Here is a 16,543-nt window from a genome sequence, read left to right as displayed (position 1 = left end):
TTCGTGCCTGGCTTGTCGACCCCGACATTGCCGAAAAAGGCAAAGGCAGGGCCTAATCCGCCGCTGCCGCCGTAACCTTCTTGGACGCGGCCCGCTGTCGCCGCATGCGCCGTTTGGCGACGAGCTTGAGAGCGACCGGCGGCTCGTTTGACAGCGCGCCCAGCACGGCGTCGACCATGCCATGCGCCACGAAATCCGCGTTCAAGTCACGGGCCAGTTTGTCGGCCGTCTCCTTGTCCTCGCTGCCGGCCTCCGACCAGAACACGATTCCCACCCGAAGTGCGGCCTTGGCACGCTTCAGCCGGCGAACCAGAAAACGGGCGTGCTTGACGGAATCCCGGTTCAGGAATCCGACCACGACAGTGTCGACGGTTTCGAGCTCAAGGCGGCGAATGCTGGCGGGCTCCATATCCGCAAAGCCGGCTTTCGATACCGTCGCGCCCTGGACCTCCAGCACCTGCGCCAGCATCGCGGCGGCGGCGTCGTCGAGCTCGCCACGCCCACCGGCGCAAAGCACGGACATATCCGTTCCATCGGGCAGGTCGGTCTCGTCTTCCCCGCTGGGATCGCCATCGTCGCTCGCCTCTGCGGCCACGGGCGGCGCCTCCTCCTCGCCTGCCTCCTCCTGCGCGCTGTCGTCGAGATTGGCCACCAGCACCAGGGCACTGGCCGCCACCTGCCGCCTTTGCAAATCGCCCATGACGCCGCGCACACGGTCTTGTTCGCCCAGCAAAAGCGCCGGAATGGCAACCTTGTCGTAGAATTCGACCAGATATTTCTCCTCCAGCATCTCCTCGGCATGGTCGGTGGCTTCTTCCGGATCGCCGGCCAGAAGCCGCTGGTACAGGCGCGCATGGGGTTCGAGCACGGGCTCGTTGCCGAACAGCACGTCGAGGAATTCAAACTGCGGCACGTGCCTGCCCAGCACCACCAGGCAGACGGTGAGCGGTGTCGACAGGATCAGCCCGAGCGGCCCCCAGAGCCACGTCCAGAAAATCGCCGCGACGATGATCGCCAGCGGCGACAGTCCTGTCCGCGAACCGTAGAGCCAGGGTTCGATGATATTGCCGGTGATCAGCTCCATCACTACGAACAGGGCGGCGGTCCACAGCACGAGCGACCAGCCCGGCGCAACGGCCAGCGCCAGGAACAGCGGCAAAAGCATGCCGATGATCGGGCCGATATAGGGAACGAAACGCAGCGCCAGCGCCAGCAGCCCCCACAGCAGCGCATTGGGAATACCGAGGGCCCAGAGCCCGATCGCGATCGGCACGGCGTAGACGATGTTGACGACCAATTGCATCAAGAGATAGCGGCCCACCCGCTTGGCGGCATCCTGAAGCGCCTCGGTGGTGCGGTGGAGGTCGCCGTAGCCGACAAGCCGGATGAAGCGGTCGCGCAGATCCTCCCGCTCGAGCAGCATGAAGATGACGACGACGATGATCAGTCCGGCCGACCCAAGCGGGCTGATCAGCGGCCCGACGATATTCTGCAGGACCTGGAGCGGCCTTTCGCGCGCGACGATCTCGACCGGCACCGGCTCGCGCGGCGGCTTTTCCGGGGTGGCAGCCGGCAGCGAGGGGTCCTGCCTGTCGATCTCCTGGCCGACCCGTTCGACCACCTTGCTCAGTCTGGCAAGGATCCCGCCCCCGACCCCGGTTTCCTTGAGCGAGCGGATCTTGGTCAGGATGTTGGTCTGGTAGACCGGGATGTTCTGCGCCAGTTCGCTGACCTGCGTGGCGACGATGAAGGAGAACAGGCCAAGCGCCGCGAAAGCGCCGAGCACGCTGGCAATGACGGCGGCAATCCGGGGAATGCCGATTTTTTTAAGAGCTGAGACAAGCGGCGCCAGTGCGAAGGTCAGCAGCAGCGCGATCGCGATCGGCAGGAAAACCTCGCGCCCGAAATACAGTGCGGCCACCGTCGTGACGATGGCCGCCACATTGGGCAAAGAGGTTCGCGGATGGGGCGCGGCTGCTGAAAGTGCGTCCCCTAGCCCGTCAGCCGGAGACGCCGTGCCGTTTCGACGATTGGCCACGTGATGCCTCCCCTGCCAAATGCCATGATCGGGCATATAGAGCGGACGTGCAACTTTAGCCAACGATGAAATACGCCTCGCTCACAGGCAATGATCCGGGCCGCATCGGCCGCTCTCGACCGATCGGATCAGCGCGCCGCATGCCTGGCCAGCGCATGCTCGATCAGCACGTCGATGGTCTGGCTGTAGCCGATGCCTGAGGCGGCCAACGCCTTGGCGTACATCGAGATGTCGGTGAATCCGGGAATGGTGTTGACCTCGTTGACGAGCAGGCTGCCATCGGCGCGCAGGAAGAAATCGACGCGCGCCATGGCTTCGCAGCCGAGCGCCTGAAAAGCCTGCCGGGCCATCTCCCTCGCTTTGTCGGCCACAGTGGCCGGGACATCAGCGGGCACCTTGACCAGCGCGCCGTCGGCATCGAGATATTTGGCCTCATAGGTGTAGAAGCCGTGCTTGCCGGCCGGAATGATCTCGCCGGGCAGCGACACCGTCAGCGACCCGTCGGCGCGCTCCAGCACCGAGAACTCGATCTCGCGGCCCTCGACGAATTCCTCGATCAACACTTTGCCGTCGTAGCGGAAAGCCGTGTCGATGGCCTGCTCGAAGCCATCCCTGTCATTCACCTTGCTGACCCCGAAGGACGAGCCCTGGCGCGCCGGCTTGGCGAAGAACGGCAGGCCGAGCATCCCGGCAATCTCCTGGAAGGAATGCTTGCCGTTTCGATGCACGGTGACGGAGCGGGCAACCGCCAATCCCGCCTCGCGCATCAGCCGCTTGGCGACATCCTTGTCCATGGCCGCGGCCGACGCGAGGATGCCGCAGCCGACATAGGCTACATCGGCGACCTCGGCATAGCCCTGCACCGAGCCGTCCTCGCCGAACGGCCCGTGCAGCACCGGGAACACGACGTCGATGGGGGGCAGGTCAGGCTGCGTACCATCCCGCGAGACGGCGACCAGCCGGCCCTTGCCGCCGGGCAGCAGCGCGACCTCGGCACCATCTTCGGATGCCGGCGCCCCTGCCGCGTCATCAAGTTGTTGCAGCAGCCATCTGCCGCTTTTGGTAATGGCGATCGGCACGATGTCGTAGCGCGTCCGGTCGATCGCCTTCAGCACATTGGCGGCCGAAAGGCGCGACACGTCATGCTCGGCCGAACGCCCGCCATAGAGGATGGCCACTCTTGTCTTACCGGTCATCGAAATCCCTCGACTGTCAAAAAAAATCACATGGCGACGGCAATGCCGCGATTGGCGAAGAAGCGGTCGAAATCGGCCGGCGCCAACACTGCGTCTGCCTGTGTGGCGGGGTCATGGCCGGACGGGTTGTGGAAGCGGAAACCCTCGTCGGACGCCGCGGTGACCAGCACCAGATGGCCGCCCTTCGAGGGCGGCTCGCGCTCGGGCCAGCGGATCGAACTGCTGACCGACGCGATGAAGAAGCGCGTCCGCTGCATGATCGCCGGAATCTCGGCCGTCGCGACATTGGTCACCACCTCGGCCCGGAGTCCAAAAACCTCTTTCACGAAGCTGACGAAGGGCGCGTAGATCAGCCCCTTGATCGATCCCCCGTTGACGACATAGCCGCCATATAAGGTGCAGCGCCTGGCAAGCTCGATCGTCGGCACGATCTCGCCGCGGCTTGCCAGGATCATCTTCAGGCACGCCATGCCGCAGATATTGGCCGCCCAGACCGCATATTCATCGAGTGTTTCCGCGCCCGATCCCCGCCACAGCGGATCGCGCCTGAGGGCAACATCCGCGCCGTCGGCGAGCACGTCCAGCGTCATATCTGGCGTCTCCCACTGGCTGAAAAACGGCACGGTTTCAGGCAGTGGACTCATACGGGCTCCTCGGCGGTTGGCTCCATCTCGTATACGAGGATACGAGATGGATGAAAAGCCGCTTAGGCCCGTTTAGGTGTGGCGAGCCGCGCGCCGCCGCCTACTCGGCCTTCGTCCAACCGAAAACCAGCCATGCATATTTCGATTTTTCGTCGGGTTCGACAGTGTAGGTCATCTGCATGTCGCCGTCCTTGGCGTAGATATCCAGCCGGGGCGCCGTCTCGAGCTTGAGCCACGCCGAACTGTTGCTGAAGGACCAGGTTCCGCACCAGACGCAAGGCCCCGACGTCGGATCACCCGGCTGATGAAAATTGTAGCGGCCGTCCGCCGTGATCTCCAGATAGTCGAACGCGCCGTAAAACGCGGTCACCGTCTGCTGGAATTCATTGGCGGCCGCTTCCTGTTCCGGTGTCGGCGCATCCTTCATATCGCGCGGCGGCCGGATGGCTCCGCCGTTGAGTTTCCATTTGCCGACAAAATCCTTCTGGGTCGGAAGATATTCCTCCTGCGCCTGCGCCGATGAAACATAAGCAAAAGGTGATATACTTGTGAGGCCCACGGCCCCGATCGCAAATAAAAGCGTGGCGGCACAGATCGCCCTTGTTGGGTTTTGCATAAAAAATGTATCTCCAAGGGGGTAAGGGGAATTCTATTGAGGATTTTGCAGCGCACGTTGCTTCGATGCCGATTCCCGCCCGCCATTTGCACGGTTAGCATCGTGGCCATCAATCTGGCAACGCAAGGCAGCCTCTCTCCAGCATCGCCCATGCGCCCGCGATCACGGCCGGCTGAATATCGGCAGCTTAGAAGGTGATCTTCACCGAAGCTGCGCTGCGACTATGCGGACCATGATGGACGGCCTCGATGTTGTTGCCGTCGGGATCGAGCAGGAAGGCGGCGTAATAGCCAGGATGATAGGGCCGTTCGCCCGGCGCGCCATTGTCCGTGCCGCCAGCCGCCAGTCCGGCCTTGTAGAAGGCGTCGACCATGGCGTGGTCCCTTGCCTGGAAAGCCAGGTGATGGCGACCGGTGAGTTTTCCCTGGGCGGCCCGGCTGTCGGCAGTGGAGACAAACAGCTCGTCGGCCCAGAAAAAATCGTCGCCGCTCCCACCGATCGGAACATCGATCGCCTGCAGAACCGCCTCGTAGAAACGCCGGCTGGCCGCGAGATCCCTGACCACCAGTTGGATGTGGTCGATGAGCCGGCCGCGATGCAATTCCTGGGTTTCCATAAAGATGCCTCCTCGTGAGGTTCGAATTTAGGTTCGGACAGGGCGTCGTCAATGCGGATACTGTTCTATCCAGCAAACAAAAAGCCCGCCGGGAGGGGATCCGGCGGGCCTTTGGAAAGGATGTCTAGCCTTCAGGGGTCTGAGGGGGGATCAGACCTGGTAAGAACCTTTGTTGGCCGCGGAGGTTCCACCCAAACAAAAAATTGCCGATGGCCCGTCGAAACCGCGGAAGCGGTGGAGGCGATTTCTTCGCGAGAGCACTCACAGTTTGGAACTTTCCGCTCACAACCGGGTTGGGTGCCCCGGTGGGAGGAATTGCTATTGGATAGTTTTCAGAGGCTCGAAGCGCTGGTCGACAGCGCCGGTGTCGAGGATATCGAGGAAGCAACCGTTCTGCTGCGCCGGTTCAAGGGCAGGTCGCGCGAGGTCGCGGCAGCCATAGATGAGTTCATGCTCGATTTCATGACGTTGGTCTTCGTCGTCGAAAGCGGCGAAGAAGGTTTCGAAAAGCCGGTCCGCAAACTCGCTCGCACCAGGCTTTCAAAGCTTGAGCGGATGGTCACTGTGATGGCGGAGGAAAAGCCGGCCTCCGGCGCCGGCCTATCCCTTCAGGATGGCGGCTAGCCTTGGAATGCCTTCGCTCACCGCGCGCCGGTCGGCGAGCGTGAAGGACAGCCGCAGCGTGTTGCGCCCGGTGCCGTCGGCATAAAAGGCGCTGCCCGGCACGAAGGCCACCCGCGCTTCTTTCACCGACCGCGCCAGAAGCTCGGTGGCGTCGGCCCCTTCCGGCAACGTTACCCAGACGAACATGCCGCCTTCCGGGCGGCTCCAGGTCACGCCTTCCGGCATATTGGATTCCAGTGCCGAGAGCAGCCCGTCGCGGCGCTCGCGATAGGCGCCGATAAGTTTTTCCACCTGGCCGTCGAAGACGGCTTCGGCGACACGATGCATCACCACCTGGTTGATCGACGGGCTGTGCAGGTCCGAGGCCTGCTTCATCAGCACCAGTTTCTCGACGATGTGGCGCGGGGCGCAAACCCAGCCGATGCGCATGCCCGGCGACAGTATCTTCGAGAACGAGCCGCAATAGAGCGTGCGCGCCTTGTCGATGCCGCCGGACCTGATGCAGTCGAGCGCCAGGATCGGCGGCACGCCGTCGCCGTCATAGCGCAGCGCGCGATAGGCGGCATCCTCGATGACGGCGATGTCGAGTTCGCCGGCAAGGCCGAGCACCGCCTCGCGCTGCTCACGGTTCAGCGTGTTGCCGGTCGGGTTGGCGAAATCCGGCACCAGATAGGCGAATTTGGCCTTGCCGCCATTTGCTGCCGCTGCCGCGCGATAGGCATCGGGCGTCATGTTGCCGCCGGCCGGGGTCAGCCGGTCGTAGCGAGGCTCATAGGCGTTGAAAGCCTGCAGCGCGCCGAGATAAGTCGGCCACGTCACCAGCGCGGTATCGCCCGGCGACAGGAACAGTTTGCCGAGATAGTCCAGCGCCTGCTGGGAGCCGGAAGTGATGAAGATATTGGCCTCGTCACAGGCGACGCCGAGCTTGCCCATCTGCCCGGCGAGCCAGCGCCGCAACGGCAGGTAGCCTTCCGAGACCTGGTACTGCAGCGCCGCACCCGCCTCCGAGCCGCCCAGCACCGAAGCATAGGCGTCACGGATCGCCTCGGCCGGGAACAGCGCCGGATCGGGAATACCACCGGCGAACGAGATGATGTCCGGCTGGTCGAGCAGCTTCAGGAGCTCGCGGATTTCGGACGCTTTCATGCGCGACGAGCGCGAAGCCAACAGATTCATAAGGGTCACGACACGCCTCCCCAGACGCTGCAATATAGGTCAACTTGGCTGACCTATATCCCCTCTTGGCCGCGAATTGAAGTGTGCCTGAACGATTTCCCGAATGCGCCAGCGCTGGCGCACTGCTCGAACGCCGCGAGCAGTTCCACAAAAAATGTGCAGCGGTTTCCGTCCGCCTAAAGGCTCTTCTTGTAGCCGAGATGGCTGCCGGTGAAGCCGAGGCTTTCGTAGAAACGGTGCGCGTCCGCCCGCCCCTTGTCGGTGGTCAGTTGGACGAGGCTGCAGCCGCGCGCCCGGCACGCGTCGATTGCCCATACGATCATCTGCCTGCCGATGCCGTCCGAGCGCCGGTGGCCGGCAACCCGAACCGCCTCGATCTGCCCGCGCCACGCGCCCTTGTGCGAGAGCCCGGCAAGGAAAGAAATCTGCAAGGTGCCGATCACCTCGCCGCCCTCGACAGCCACCGCCAGCAGTTGATTGGGATCGGCGTCGATGGCGTTGAAAGCGTCGACATAGCCTTGCGCCAGCGGCAAGGCAGCGTCCTCGCGGCCGGCGCCAAGCGGATCGTCGGCCAGCATCGCGACGATATCAGGCAGGTCGGAGGCCTGCGCACGGCGGAAGGTGATCATGGTGTCGAGATATCGCGAGGCACTGGTGGCCGCAAGATTTGAATATGCTCTCCACCGGGCGCTGGTGCCGCCCCTCATCTGCCTGCCGGCATCTTCTCCCCGTATAGTGACGGGGAGAAGGACGCTGTGTCAGATGATTTCGCCAAATCGCCAGCGTCGCAGAAAAAGCGCCAACGTGGCGGCCGGCCCCTTTCTCCCCGTCACTATACGGTGAGAAATGTCCGGCAGGACAATGAGGGGCAGCGCTAACTTTGCTGGCTACAGCTCGCCCTCATACGTCAGTTGCGCCTGCGTCAGCGCCCGATCCAGCCTTTCACCCTCGGCATATCTAGCCAGATTCTGCGGCCGCTCCACACCGGGCAGCAGCCTCGGACACGGCTCGGCGGCGCCGACCACCATCCGCACCGGGATGACGCCGGCCCACACCGGATGCCCGTAATCCTCCTCGTCGTCGCCGACGCCCTTGGCGCGCACTTTGGCCGATGCCTCCTCGATGCGCATGCCGATCACCGTCGTCGCCTTGGCCTCCTGCACCGAGATCGGCCGCAGGGTCTCGCTCCGGCCGGGGTAGAAGCGGTCGACGACGCCGGCCAGCGCCTTCAGTTTCTCATCAGGCTCATCGATGATCCGCGCCGTGCCGAAACACATCGCCGAGCGGTAATTGGCGGAATGGTTGAAGCCCGAGCGCGCCAGCACCAGCCCGTCGAGATGCGACACCGTCAGACACGCCGGCGTGCCGCCGCGCAGATTGCGCAGCATGCGGCTGGCCGACGAGCCGTGCCAGTAGAGCATGTCGTCCTCGCGCCAGTGGATGGTCGGCGTGCAATAGGGCTGGCCGTCGAACGTATAGGCGACATGGCACAGCAGCCCGGCATCCAGCACCGCGAAGACCGCAGCATGGTCGTAGCTGCCGCGCTCGTGAAGGCGCTTGACGCGGTTGCGGCTGGTGGTCGGAAAGCTGGCTGGCGTGTCGTTCACGGCTTGCATCCTTGGTTGCTGTCTGCCAACCATGCGCCATGACATTGGTCGATAAAAGAACCAATCCGATGAAGAAAAAACAGACCAATTTGCCGGATTGGTCGGCGCTGATCCCGGTCCTCCCGGGCGACGGCCCGCGCAGCCGCGAGCTTTATGCGGCGCTCAGGCGGCTGATCGAGACCGGCGCGTTGGCCGCCGGGGCGAAACTGCCGACCACCCGGGATCTCGCACAGCGCTTCGGCCTGTCGCGTTCGGCCGCAGTAACCTGTTTCGAAATCCTGATCTCGGAGGGGTTTGCGGTTGCCAAAGTCGGCGCCGGCACCTTCGTCGCGCCTGACGTGCCGCATCTGCCGACAACACTGGTCAAGGCGCGCCCGCCGGAGATCGACGCGGCCACCTCGCTGCCTTGCGGCCTTGGCGTTGCGGTGTCCGATCCGCGCACGCTTGATATGTTTCGCATCCTTCTGTCGCGCCACCTCGCCCGCCCCGGACCGGAGCATTTTCGCTATGGCGATCCGCGTGGCGGCCTGCCGCTGCGCACGGCAATTGCCACCTATCTCCGGACCGCACGAGGCGTGCGCTGCGACGCCGGCCAGATCGTGCTGACTTCGGGCACCCAGCAGGGGCTGGATCTCCTGGTGCGCGCCGCGCTCAGCCCCGGCGATGCCGTCTGGATCGAAAACCCCTGCTATCCCATGGCGCAGGCCGTGCTGGCCGGCAGCGGCGCCAGGGTTTTTGGGGTACCGGTCGACGCGGAAGGGCTCGATCCCGAGATCGGCGAAAGCCTGTGCTCCAAGGCGCGCGCGGCCTATGTCACGCCCTCGCATCAATATCCGCTCGGCGTGACGATGACGATGCGCCGCCGTCTCGCTTTGCTCGACTGGGCTCGGCGCAACGATGCCTGGATCATCGAGGACGACTACGACAGCGAGTTCCGCTATGCCGGCCCGCCGCTGACCTCGCTGCAGGGCATGGACGGTTCAGACCGTGTCGCCTATCTCGGCACCTTCTCGAAAATCCTCTTCCCCGGCCTGCGCATCGGCTATGTCGTGGTGCCCGAAGCGCTGCTCGATGCCGTGATGGCGGTCAGGGCGCGCTCCGACCGCTTCCCCTCGACGCTGGCCGAAGGCGCGCTGACCGACCTGTTGAACGAAGGCCATTTCGCCGCGCATCTCCGGCGCGTGCGCCGCCGCGTCCAGGCCGCGCGCGACGTCCTGGTCGCCGGCCTCGAGGCGCATTGCGGCGATGCCCTCGAAGTAACCGTGCCCGAACAGGGGTTGCATTTGATGGCGACGCTGAAGGACGCCGGGCCGGACACCGCGATCGTCGAGGCGGCGAAGGCGGCGGGTGTCGGCGCCAGGGCCTTGTCCTCAATGTTCATCGGCGGGGCGCCCCGGCAAGGTCTGGTGCTGGGTTTTTCGGGGTTTTCGGACGAGGAGTTGATGGCCGCGACGGTGCGACTGGGTGGGGTGGTTCGGCAGCAAGCCCGGTGAGCCAACGAGAACCGCCTCATTGGTGCGCCGGCATCGAACTGTAGAGCCCCGTCAATCCCCATCCGCTGGCCCGGCCTTGCCGCACTGCGCCAGCACCTTGCCGATGGCCGCGCTGGAGCCCTTCAGCGGAAAGCTGATCTCGCCATATTTGGCTGAACTGACCGACACATCGCCTTTGCCGCGCAGCAGGTCGAGCAGCGGATCGGCTTTCGCCAGATTGACCACGAAGTAGTTGTACATGGCCTCCAGCTGCAGTGTCTTCGTTACCGTCTTGCCGTCGGCCTTGAACGCGAACGAACCGCTGATGCCAGGTTCCAGCTGCTGGCCGGCGGCACCGAGATCGTAGCTCAGCACCGGCGTGTCGAAACAGGTGAGCATCATATGCGCATCGCCTTTCGGCCCGCCGCAGACCGAAGCCGTCAGCACGCTGCCACCCTCGTCTTCCTCCATCTTGGCGCTCCAGCCACCGCACGACGCGGCAAACGCCGGCTGCGCGGCCTGCACGACGGCCAAGGCACCAGCGACGATGAGATGTGCAACTCTCATGACTCCCCCAATTGACTGCCTCCAGGGCATTTGCAGCGCCCGTCGGCAGCATATAGGAAAAAGCGATCCGATGGCATTGCCCGTTGCGGCAGCCGGTCCTGTTTCGTGGAGAGTTGGATTGAGAGCCTGCGTTCGCCTGTGTCTGTCCTTTGCCGCCCTGCTTGCCTCGCCGCTCACCGCTCGTGCCGAGTGGAAGCCGGTCGAGAAAATAGAGCCCTACGCGATCTCGGGCCGGTCCGGCGCCGAACTCTACCGCTCGATCGGCGAGAAAGGGCCAAAGCTCGGCATTGCCCGCGCCATCGCCTACACCAATTTCAAGCTGACCTGGGGGTTAAGGGACTACAAGCCCAGTGGCAAGGACTGCGTGCTGACGGCCGGGCGGCCGAAGCTGATCGTCACCTACACCTTGCCAAAACCCTCCGGCTCCCTGCCGCCCGCCGTCCAGAAGAACTGGGAAACTTTCATCGCCGGCGTCGCCGCCCATGAGAAGGTGCATGGCGCCAGCATGGTCCAGATGGTCCACGACATCCAAGCCGCGACGAACGGCCTGACCGTCGCCGACGATCCCAAATGCAGCAAGACAAGGGCCGAGGTGGTCAAGCGGCTCGACGCAATCTCGAAGGCGCGGGTGCTGGCAAGCCGCGATTTCGACCGCGTCGAATTCGGCAATGGCGGCAATTTGCAGAAACTGGTTTTTTCGCTCGTGACCGGCCCCTGACTGCGCAGCCTCCAATCCGAAGTTTGCGGCAGTGCTATCTTCGACCGCTGGCGCCGGCCGCTTCGCCCAGCTCACCGCGTTTCAGCGCTCGCCCTCAGCTCCGCCCGCCTCTCGTCCGAGACGACGGCCAGATCCAGCACCTTCTGCAATTCGGCGGCATGGCGGAAGGACGGTTCGGCCTGCACGCCGGATCGCACCGCGTCAGTGAAACGCTGGTAGTTGGTCGGCACCGTGCCGGCGTCGAGCTCTTCCCATATGGCGTTCTCGACGTTTTCGCCGATGCAAGCCTTGAGCGTCGAACCATCCAGATTGTGCACCACTTCGATGCCGCCCTTCTCGCCATAGATGCGCAGGCGCAGCTCGTTGAGATGGCCAGTCGCCCAGCGGCTGGCATGCACCACGCCGAAGGCGCCGTTGGAAAAATCCAGCGTCATGGCGAAGCTGTCATTGGCGTCTAGCCCGTAGTCGCCGATGCGGTTGCCGGGCGCCTTGTCGAAGGCGCGCAGCCGGCAGAAGACATGGTCGATGTCGACGGCTGCGCCATAGCTGGCGAAATCGAGGATGTGGATGCCGACATCGCCAAGCACGCCGTTGGAGCCGTGGCCGCGTGACAGGCGCCACAGCCATTTCGGATCGGTGCGCCAGTCGCCCCAGAATTTCGACACCAGCCAGCTTTGCAGGTAGGACGCCTCGACATGCCTGACGGTGCCGATCTCACCCGCCTGCACCATCTGGCGGGCCTTCTGCAGCGCCGCCACATTGCGATAGGTGAGGTTCACCATGTTGACGATGCCGGCGGCCTCGGCGGCGTCGGCCATCTCGGTCGCCTTGCCATAGTTTTCGGCCAGCGGCTTCTCGCACAGCACCGGCTTGCCGGCGGCGACCAGCGCCATGGTGGTCGGGTGGTGGATGCGGTCCGGCGTGACATTGGCCACCGCGTCGAACTCACCCCATGTCAGCGCCTCATCCAGCGCGGTAAAGCGGTTGGGAATGTCAAAACTGTCGGCGAACTCGCCGACCCGTGCCGGATCGACATCGACCGCGCCGACGATGTCGACGCCGTCGATGGCGGTGAAGCGCCGCGCATGTTCCTGCGCCATCCAGCCGGTGCCGAGTATCAAAAGCCGCATTCTTTGCTCCTTGGGGTGAGATGCCGGGATCCCCCCGGCCGACGCCCTCAAATAGCGCGTATGATGCCGCCGTCGACCCGGATGTTCTGGCCGGTGATGTAGCCGGCGCCTTCGGACGCCAGGAAGGCGATGGTCGCGGCGATTTCTTCCGAGGTGCCGTAGCGCTGCATCGGCACACTGTCGCGGCGTTCTTCTGTGGCCGGCAGGCTGTCGATCCAGCCGGGCAGCACGTTGTTCATGCGCACATTGTCGGCGGCGTAGGTGTTGGCGAAGATCTTGGTGTAGGCGGCAAGCCCGGCACGGAACACCGCGGACGTCGGGAACATCGGGCTCGGCTCGACCACCCAGGCCGTCGAGATGTTGATGATGGCCCCACCCTTCTGCTTGACCATCTGCGGCGCCACGATGCGCACCGGACGGATGACGTTCAGCAGATAGACATCCATGCCGGTGTGCCATTGCTCGTCGGTGATTTCGAGGATCGGCGCACGCGGCCCGTGGCCGCCGCTGTTGACCAGCACGTCGATGCGGCCAAAACGTTCGAGCGTCAGGTCGACGAGACGCTGCAGATCTTCATTGGATTGGTTGGAGCCGGTGACGCCCAGCCCGCCCAATTCCCCAGCCAGCGCCTCGCCCTTTCCGGACGACGAAAGAATGGCGACCTTGAAGCCGTCCGCCGCCAGCCGCTTGGCCGCCGCCGCACCCATGCCGCTGCCGCCGGCCACCACCACAGCTACTTTTTCTACACTCATCGGATTTTCCTCTCAGGGTTTGCGGGCACCGCAAGCGGTGTTTTCGGGAGCTGAGCGTTGATATAGCTGGTTTTCCCCGCTGGTTCGAACCAGAATGCCTGAAATCAACCTGTAGAAAAACTCCTGCATGCCCGAAGCCTTCCTCAGCCTGCCGCCGTTGAATGCGCTGCGCGCCTTCGAAGCCTCGGCGCGTCATCTCAACTTCCGCATCGCCGCCGAAGAGCTCAATGTCACGCAAGGGGCGGTCGCCCAGCACATTCGCGGGCTGGAAGCCGATCTCGGCACAAAGCTGTTCGAGCGGCTGCCGCGCGGCCTGGCGCTGACCGATGAGGGCCGCGCCTATGTCCCCAATATCCGCCGCGCCTTCGACCTGATCTCGGAGGCGACGCTGCTGCTTCGTCCCGAGCCGGCGCGGCTGACGATCAGCGTGACGCCGAGCTTCGCTACCAAATGGCTGATCCCGAGATTGCACGACTTCGTCGCGCACAACCCGCTGGTCGATTTGCGCGTGCTGGCCAGCGAGAGCCTATCGAGCTTTCAAGCCGATGGCGTCGACATCGCGGTCAGGCAAGGCCGCCCGCCCTTCGGCGCTGGGCTGATCGTCGACCTGCTGTTTCCCCAGCAGATCGTCGCCGTCTGCAGCCCGGCCTTGCTGCCGGAAGGTGTTGCTGAAATCGCAGCCTCCGAAATCCAGCACCATGTGCTGCTGCACGATGCCCACAATCTGTGGCCGGAATTCATGGAGAAAGCGGTCGGCCTGAAGATGACGACCGAATTGAAACGGATGCGCTTCAACCAGACGGGCCTGGCCATCGACGCGGCCGTCGCCGGCCAGGGCATTGCGCTGGCCAGCCGCTTCCTCGTAGCCGCTGATCTCGCCACGGGCCGCCTGGTTCAGCCCGTCAGCGGCGAAATGCGCGGCACGCAGGATTTTTATGTCGTGATGCCGAGAAAACAGCGCCACCCCGAGCCGACGCAAGCCGTGCGGCAATGGTTGCTGGATGCGGGAGAAAGGCCGCCGCTCTAGATCGGCAGCAAGGCGTCGGGCTTCACATTGGCGATCGAAGCGTAGGTGTGTGTCTCCCGCACCCCGGGCAGCGGCAGGATGACGCGCTGCAGGAAATCCTGGAACATCGCCATGTCGGCGATGCGCGCCTTGACCAGATAGTCGAAGCCGCCGACCACCATGTGGCATTCGATGATCTCGGGCGCCCGCAGAACCGCCTCGGCGAAGCGGTCGAACACATGCGGCGCCGTGTGGTCGAGCCGCACCTCGATGAAGACGAGCTGCGCCTGCCCGATCCGAGCAGGATCGAGCACCGCGCGCACGGCGCGAATGAAGCCTTCGGCGAACAGCCGCTTGACGCGCTGCGTCGCCCCCGTCGGCGACAGACCGACCCGGCGCGCCAGATCGAGCGTCGTGCGGCGGCCGTCCTCCTGCAACAAACGCAGCAGCGAGCGGTCGATACGGTCGAGATCGTCCATTTCAGGATTCACACTTTTTGACCAGAAGAAACGTGATAATCACGCCAAAATAGCAAAAGCAGTATATTTCATCACGCTCCCAGACCGCAATACCGTTGTCGTGCAACCGACAACGAAAGCGGATCCCATGACATCAGCGATATCGATCTCCCGCAGCGCCCAGGCCAAGGGTGACATGCCCGTACTCATCCTGAGCGAGGCCGAGGTGAAAACCTGCATCGACCTGCGCCAGCTTCTCGACGTGCTCGCTGGCGGCTTCAAGGCCTTGTCCGGCGGCAAGGTGGTCAATCCGGCACGGCCGCAGCTCGATGTTCCGCAGGCCGGCTATTCGCTGGCGATGTCGGCATGGATAGCGGGCATGCATCTGACGGTGAAGATCGTCAACGTCTTCGAGGGCAACGTCGCCAAAGGCATCCCCAGCCACCTCGCCACCATCCATCTGTTCGACCCGCAGACGGGCATGCCGGTCTGCGTCATGGACGGCACCTACATCACCGCCGTGCGCACCTCCGGCTCGGCCGTGCTTTCGGTGCGTGAACTCGCCCGCCGCGGCGCCAAGGTCGCGACGGTGGTCGGCGCCGGTGTGCAGGCCGGCCAGCATCTGCATCTTCTGCCGCTGGTGCGCGACTTCACCGAGATCCGCGTCGTCTCGAAGGAATTCGCCGATGCGCAGGCGCTTGCCGCGCAACATCCCGGCGTCGTTGCCGTCGCCGATATAGAGGCCGCGGTGCGTTCGTCCGACGTCGTCTGCCTGGCAACGCATTCCTATGCGCCGGTGATCTCGGCCGAATGGGTGCGGCCGGGCACCCATGTCTCGTCGATTGGCGTCGCACCGCCCGGTGGCGAGTTGCCGGTCGAGCTTATTGGCCGGGCCAGCCTGTTCGTCGAGACCAGGGACGCCTTTGCCCCGACGCCGGTCGGCTCTTGCGAACTGGCGGGCATTGATCCGAAAGCCGGAATCGAGCTCGGCGACATGCTGCTCGGGCGGCGGCCGGGACGGGTCAGCGCCGATCAGGTCACCGTCTACAAGGCCATGGGCGTCGCCATGGAAGACATGGTGGCCGCCGACCTCGCCTACCGCGAGGCGGTTCGGCGGGGAATGGGACGTGTAGTTGCGCTGTAGCGGAGCCGCTCAATTGTTGGAGCCAGCGCCGCCCGTCGATAGGATCGTCCTTCTCCCCGTTTACGGGGAGAAGATGGCGGCAGCCAGATGAGGGGCGGCACCAACGTGGAGGGTTGGGACCAGCCCCTACCCCTCCACCGTCTCCAGCACGCTCAGCAGCGCGCCCTCCATGTCAGGCTCGTCGCCGGAGCAGACGCACAGCATCTCGGCGTCGCCCTCGCCCACCGACAGGTAGGCGTGACCCATAGTGGAATCGATATAGACGCTGTCGCCCTGTTTCAGCCGCACCGGCGCGTACTGGTCGGTGTGCAGTTCGATCTCGCCCTTGAGCACGATCAAAAATTCCTCGCCGGCATGCCTGGTCAGCGGGCCGAATTCCTGCGGCGTGCGGGCGCGTGCATAGGCGTGGATCGGCACCATGCGCTTGCGCACCAGATCGGTGGCCAGATAGCGGTAATCGTAATTGCGGGTCAGCTGGCGCAGCGTGTTGGACTGAGAGGTCACCGAGCGGCGGGTGCGCGCAGACGGCTGCTTGCGGTCGCCGCTCAGCAGCTCGGTGACATGGATGCCCAGCCCCTCGCAGATCTGCAGCAGCTTGTCGTAACTCAATGACATCTGGTCGTTCTCGACCTTGGACAGCGTCGACACCGCGACGCCGGTCAGCGTGCTGACCTCCTGCAAGGTCCAGCCATGCGTCTTCCTCAAGCCGCGCAGACAATCACCGAGGTTCGGTTGCTCCGACATCGTCAGCTCCTGGCGCGGCCACTGAGCCGCTTCTT

18 protein-coding genes are annotated in these 16,543 nt (G+C 64.3%); 5 read left to right on the top strand and 13 right to left on the bottom strand.

Annotated features, from left to right (window positions below):
* Positions 1-52 precede the first annotated feature (52 nt).
* From NP945_RS15780 to NP945_RS15760, 5 genes are all read right to left on the bottom strand, one after another.
* Positions 53-2,074, bottom strand: coding sequence for an AI-2E family transporter (locus NP945_RS15780; protein WP_372337975.1), 2,022 nt, complete (start codon positions 2,072-2,074; stop codon positions 53-55).
* A gap of 92 nt (positions 2,075-2,166) precedes the next feature.
* The gene (locus NP945_RS15775; RefSeq protein ID WP_127268759.1) at positions 2,167-3,234 is read right to left on the bottom strand and encodes a D-alanine--D-alanine ligase family protein; all 1,068 of its coding nucleotides are present in this window, start codon (positions 3,232-3,234) and stop codon (positions 2,167-2,169) included.
* A gap of 26 nt (positions 3,235-3,260) precedes the next feature.
* Positions 3,261-3,878: a C39 family peptidase gene (locus tag NP945_RS15770; protein WP_256746869.1), complete on the bottom strand. Its 618-nt coding sequence runs from the start codon at positions 3,876-3,878 to the stop codon at positions 3,261-3,263.
* 100 nt (positions 3,879-3,978) lie between these two features.
* A complete protein-coding gene (locus tag NP945_RS15765) occupies positions 3,979-4,494 on the bottom strand; it encodes a hypothetical protein (protein WP_127319408.1) in 516 nt (171 codons plus the stop codon).
* A gap of 187 nt (positions 4,495-4,681) precedes the next feature.
* The gene (locus NP945_RS15760) at positions 4,682-5,110 is read right to left on the bottom strand and encodes a VOC family protein (protein WP_128307668.1); all 429 of its coding nucleotides are present in this window, start codon (positions 5,108-5,110) and stop codon (positions 4,682-4,684) included.
* A gap of 321 nt (positions 5,111-5,431) precedes the next feature.
* Here NP945_RS15760 and NP945_RS15755 point away from each other — a divergent pair, with 321 nt between their 5' ends.
* Entirely contained in the window at positions 5,432-5,734 is a 303-nt protein-coding gene (locus tag NP945_RS15755) for a hypothetical protein (RefSeq protein ID WP_256746868.1), read from the top strand.
* On the opposite strand, the gene NP945_RS15750 is transcribed toward NP945_RS15755, so the two are convergent.
* The 3 genes from NP945_RS15750 to NP945_RS15740 all read right to left on the bottom strand — a co-directional run bounded on the left by NP945_RS15750 (position 5,711) and on the right by NP945_RS15740 (position 8,550).
* Complete coding sequence (locus tag NP945_RS15750; protein WP_256747046.1) at positions 5,711-6,910, bottom strand: PLP-dependent aminotransferase family protein; 1,200 nt, start codon at positions 6,908-6,910, stop codon at positions 5,711-5,713. The two genes, NP945_RS15755 and NP945_RS15750, sit on opposite strands and share 24 nt — an antisense overlap.
* Positions 6,911-7,086: 176 nt before the next feature.
* Entirely contained in the window at positions 7,087-7,539 is a 453-nt protein-coding gene (locus NP945_RS15745) for a GNAT family N-acetyltransferase (RefSeq protein ID WP_256746867.1), read from the bottom strand.
* Positions 7,540-7,797: 258 nt separating this feature from the next.
* On the bottom strand, positions 7,798-8,550 hold the full coding sequence (locus tag NP945_RS15740; RefSeq protein WP_256746866.1) for a pyridoxamine 5'-phosphate oxidase family protein: 753 nt from the start codon (positions 8,548-8,550) through the stop codon (positions 7,798-7,800).
* 35 nt (positions 8,551-8,585) lie between these two features.
* Here NP945_RS15740 and NP945_RS15735 point away from each other — a divergent pair, with 35 nt between their 5' ends.
* Positions 8,586-10,010: a PLP-dependent aminotransferase family protein gene (locus tag NP945_RS15735; protein ID WP_256746865.1), complete on the top strand. Its 1,425-nt coding sequence runs from the start codon at positions 8,586-8,588 to the stop codon at positions 10,008-10,010.
* 51 nt (positions 10,011-10,061) lie between these two features.
* Here NP945_RS15735 and NP945_RS15730 read toward each other — a convergent pair whose 3' ends face one another.
* A complete protein-coding gene (locus NP945_RS15730; protein WP_245466480.1) occupies positions 10,062-10,556 on the bottom strand; it encodes a hypothetical protein in 495 nt (164 codons plus the stop codon).
* Between the two features lie 118 nt (positions 10,557-10,674).
* Here NP945_RS15730 and NP945_RS15725 point away from each other — a divergent pair, with 118 nt between their 5' ends.
* A complete protein-coding gene (locus NP945_RS15725; RefSeq protein ID WP_127383395.1) occupies positions 10,675-11,274 on the top strand; it encodes a DUF922 domain-containing Zn-dependent protease in 600 nt (199 codons plus the stop codon).
* 71 nt (positions 11,275-11,345) lie between these two features.
* Here the strand turns inward: NP945_RS15725 and NP945_RS15720 are convergent, their stop codons facing one another.
* Positions 11,346-12,404 carry a Gfo/Idh/MocA family protein gene (locus NP945_RS15720; RefSeq protein WP_256746864.1) on the bottom strand — a complete coding sequence of 353 codons (1,059 nt, stop codon included), beginning with the start codon at positions 12,402-12,404 and terminating at the stop codon, positions 11,346-11,348.
* A 47-nt stretch (positions 12,405-12,451) separates the two neighbouring features.
* Positions 12,452-13,156 (bottom strand): SDR family oxidoreductase, encoded by a 705-nt coding sequence (locus NP945_RS15715; RefSeq protein ID WP_023813851.1) that lies wholly within the window; start codon positions 13,154-13,156, stop codon positions 12,452-12,454.
* A 127-nt stretch (positions 13,157-13,283) separates the two neighbouring features.
* On the opposite strand from NP945_RS15715, the gene NP945_RS15710 reads away from it, so the two are divergent.
* Entirely contained in the window at positions 13,284-14,183 is a 900-nt protein-coding gene (locus NP945_RS15710) for a LysR substrate-binding domain-containing protein (protein WP_127271872.1), read from the top strand.
* Here NP945_RS15710 and NP945_RS15705 read toward each other — a convergent pair.
* On the bottom strand, positions 14,180-14,641 hold the full coding sequence (locus NP945_RS15705) for an Lrp/AsnC ligand binding domain-containing protein (RefSeq protein WP_023813853.1): 462 nt from the start codon (positions 14,639-14,641) through the stop codon (positions 14,180-14,182). The two genes, NP945_RS15710 and NP945_RS15705, sit on opposite strands and share 4 nt — an antisense overlap.
* A gap of 127 nt (positions 14,642-14,768) precedes the next feature.
* Here NP945_RS15705 and NP945_RS15700 point away from each other — a divergent pair, with 127 nt between their 5' ends.
* Positions 14,769-15,764 (top strand): ornithine cyclodeaminase family protein, encoded by a 996-nt coding sequence (locus NP945_RS15700; RefSeq protein WP_256746863.1) that lies wholly within the window; start codon positions 14,769-14,771, stop codon positions 15,762-15,764.
* 126 nt (positions 15,765-15,890) lie between these two features.
* Here NP945_RS15700 and NP945_RS15695 read toward each other — a convergent pair whose 3' ends face one another.
* A complete protein-coding gene (locus tag NP945_RS15695; protein ID WP_256746862.1) occupies positions 15,891-16,508 on the bottom strand; it encodes a helix-turn-helix domain-containing protein in 618 nt (205 codons plus the stop codon).
* Positions 16,509-16,543: the final 35 nt, after the last annotated feature.

The organism is Mesorhizobium sp. LMG17149, assembly GCF_024518695.1.
Taxonomy (GTDB): domain Bacteria; phylum Pseudomonadota; class Alphaproteobacteria; order Rhizobiales; family Rhizobiaceae; genus Mesorhizobium.
Note: the sequence above shows the minus strand (reverse complement) of the source record. Positions and strands in the feature narration are given on the sequence as shown.

What these genes read in the sequence shown, in the direction of transcription:
- NP945_RS15735 (WP_256746865.1), top strand. Translation starts at nt 8,586, where the DNA reads ATGAAGAAAAAACAGACCAATTTGCCGGATTGGTCGGCGCTGATCCCG.
- NP945_RS15750 (WP_256747046.1), bottom strand. Translation starts at nt 6,910, where the DNA reads ATGAATCTGTTGGCTTCGCGCTCGTCGCGCATGAAAGCGTCCGAAATC.
- NP945_RS15740 (WP_256746866.1), bottom strand. Translation starts at nt 8,550, where the DNA reads ATGGTTGGCAGACAGCAACCAAGGATGCAAGCCGTGAACGACACGCCA.
- NP945_RS15765 (WP_127319408.1), bottom strand. Translation starts at nt 4,494, where the DNA reads ATGCAAAACCCAACAAGGGCGATCTGTGCCGCCACGCTTTTATTTGCG.
- NP945_RS15770 (WP_256746869.1), bottom strand. Translation starts at nt 3,878, where the DNA reads ATGAGTCCACTGCCTGAAACCGTGCCGTTTTTCAGCCAGTGGGAGACG.
- NP945_RS15710 (WP_127271872.1), top strand. Translation starts at nt 13,284, where the DNA reads ATGCCCGAAGCCTTCCTCAGCCTGCCGCCGTTGAATGCGCTGCGCGCC.
- NP945_RS15720 (WP_256746864.1), bottom strand. Translation starts at nt 12,404, where the DNA reads ATGCGGCTTTTGATACTCGGCACCGGCTGGATGGCGCAGGAACATGCG.
- NP945_RS15745 (WP_256746867.1), bottom strand. Translation starts at nt 7,539, where the DNA reads ATGATCACCTTCCGCCGTGCGCAGGCCTCCGACCTGCCTGATATCGTC.
- NP945_RS15730 (WP_245466480.1), bottom strand. Translation starts at nt 10,556, where the DNA reads ATGAGAGTTGCACATCTCATCGTCGCTGGTGCCTTGGCCGTCGTGCAG.
- NP945_RS15715 (WP_023813851.1), bottom strand. Translation starts at nt 13,156, where the DNA reads ATGAGTGTAGAAAAAGTAGCTGTGGTGGTGGCCGGCGGCAGCGGCATG.
- NP945_RS15780 (WP_372337975.1), bottom strand. Translation starts at nt 2,074, where the DNA reads ATGCCCGATCATGGCATTTGGCAGGGGAGGCATCACGTGGCCAATCGT.
- NP945_RS15700 (WP_256746863.1), top strand. Translation starts at nt 14,769, where the DNA reads ATGACATCAGCGATATCGATCTCCCGCAGCGCCCAGGCCAAGGGTGAC.
- NP945_RS15760 (WP_128307668.1), bottom strand. Translation starts at nt 5,110, where the DNA reads ATGGAAACCCAGGAATTGCATCGCGGCCGGCTCATCGACCACATCCAA.
- NP945_RS15695 (WP_256746862.1), bottom strand. Translation starts at nt 16,508, where the DNA reads ATGTCGGAGCAACCGAACCTCGGTGATTGTCTGCGCGGCTTGAGGAAG.
- NP945_RS15775 (WP_127268759.1), bottom strand. Translation starts at nt 3,234, where the DNA reads ATGACCGGTAAGACAAGAGTGGCCATCCTCTATGGCGGGCGTTCGGCC.
- NP945_RS15705 (WP_023813853.1), bottom strand. Translation starts at nt 14,641, where the DNA reads ATGGACGATCTCGACCGTATCGACCGCTCGCTGCTGCGTTTGTTGCAG.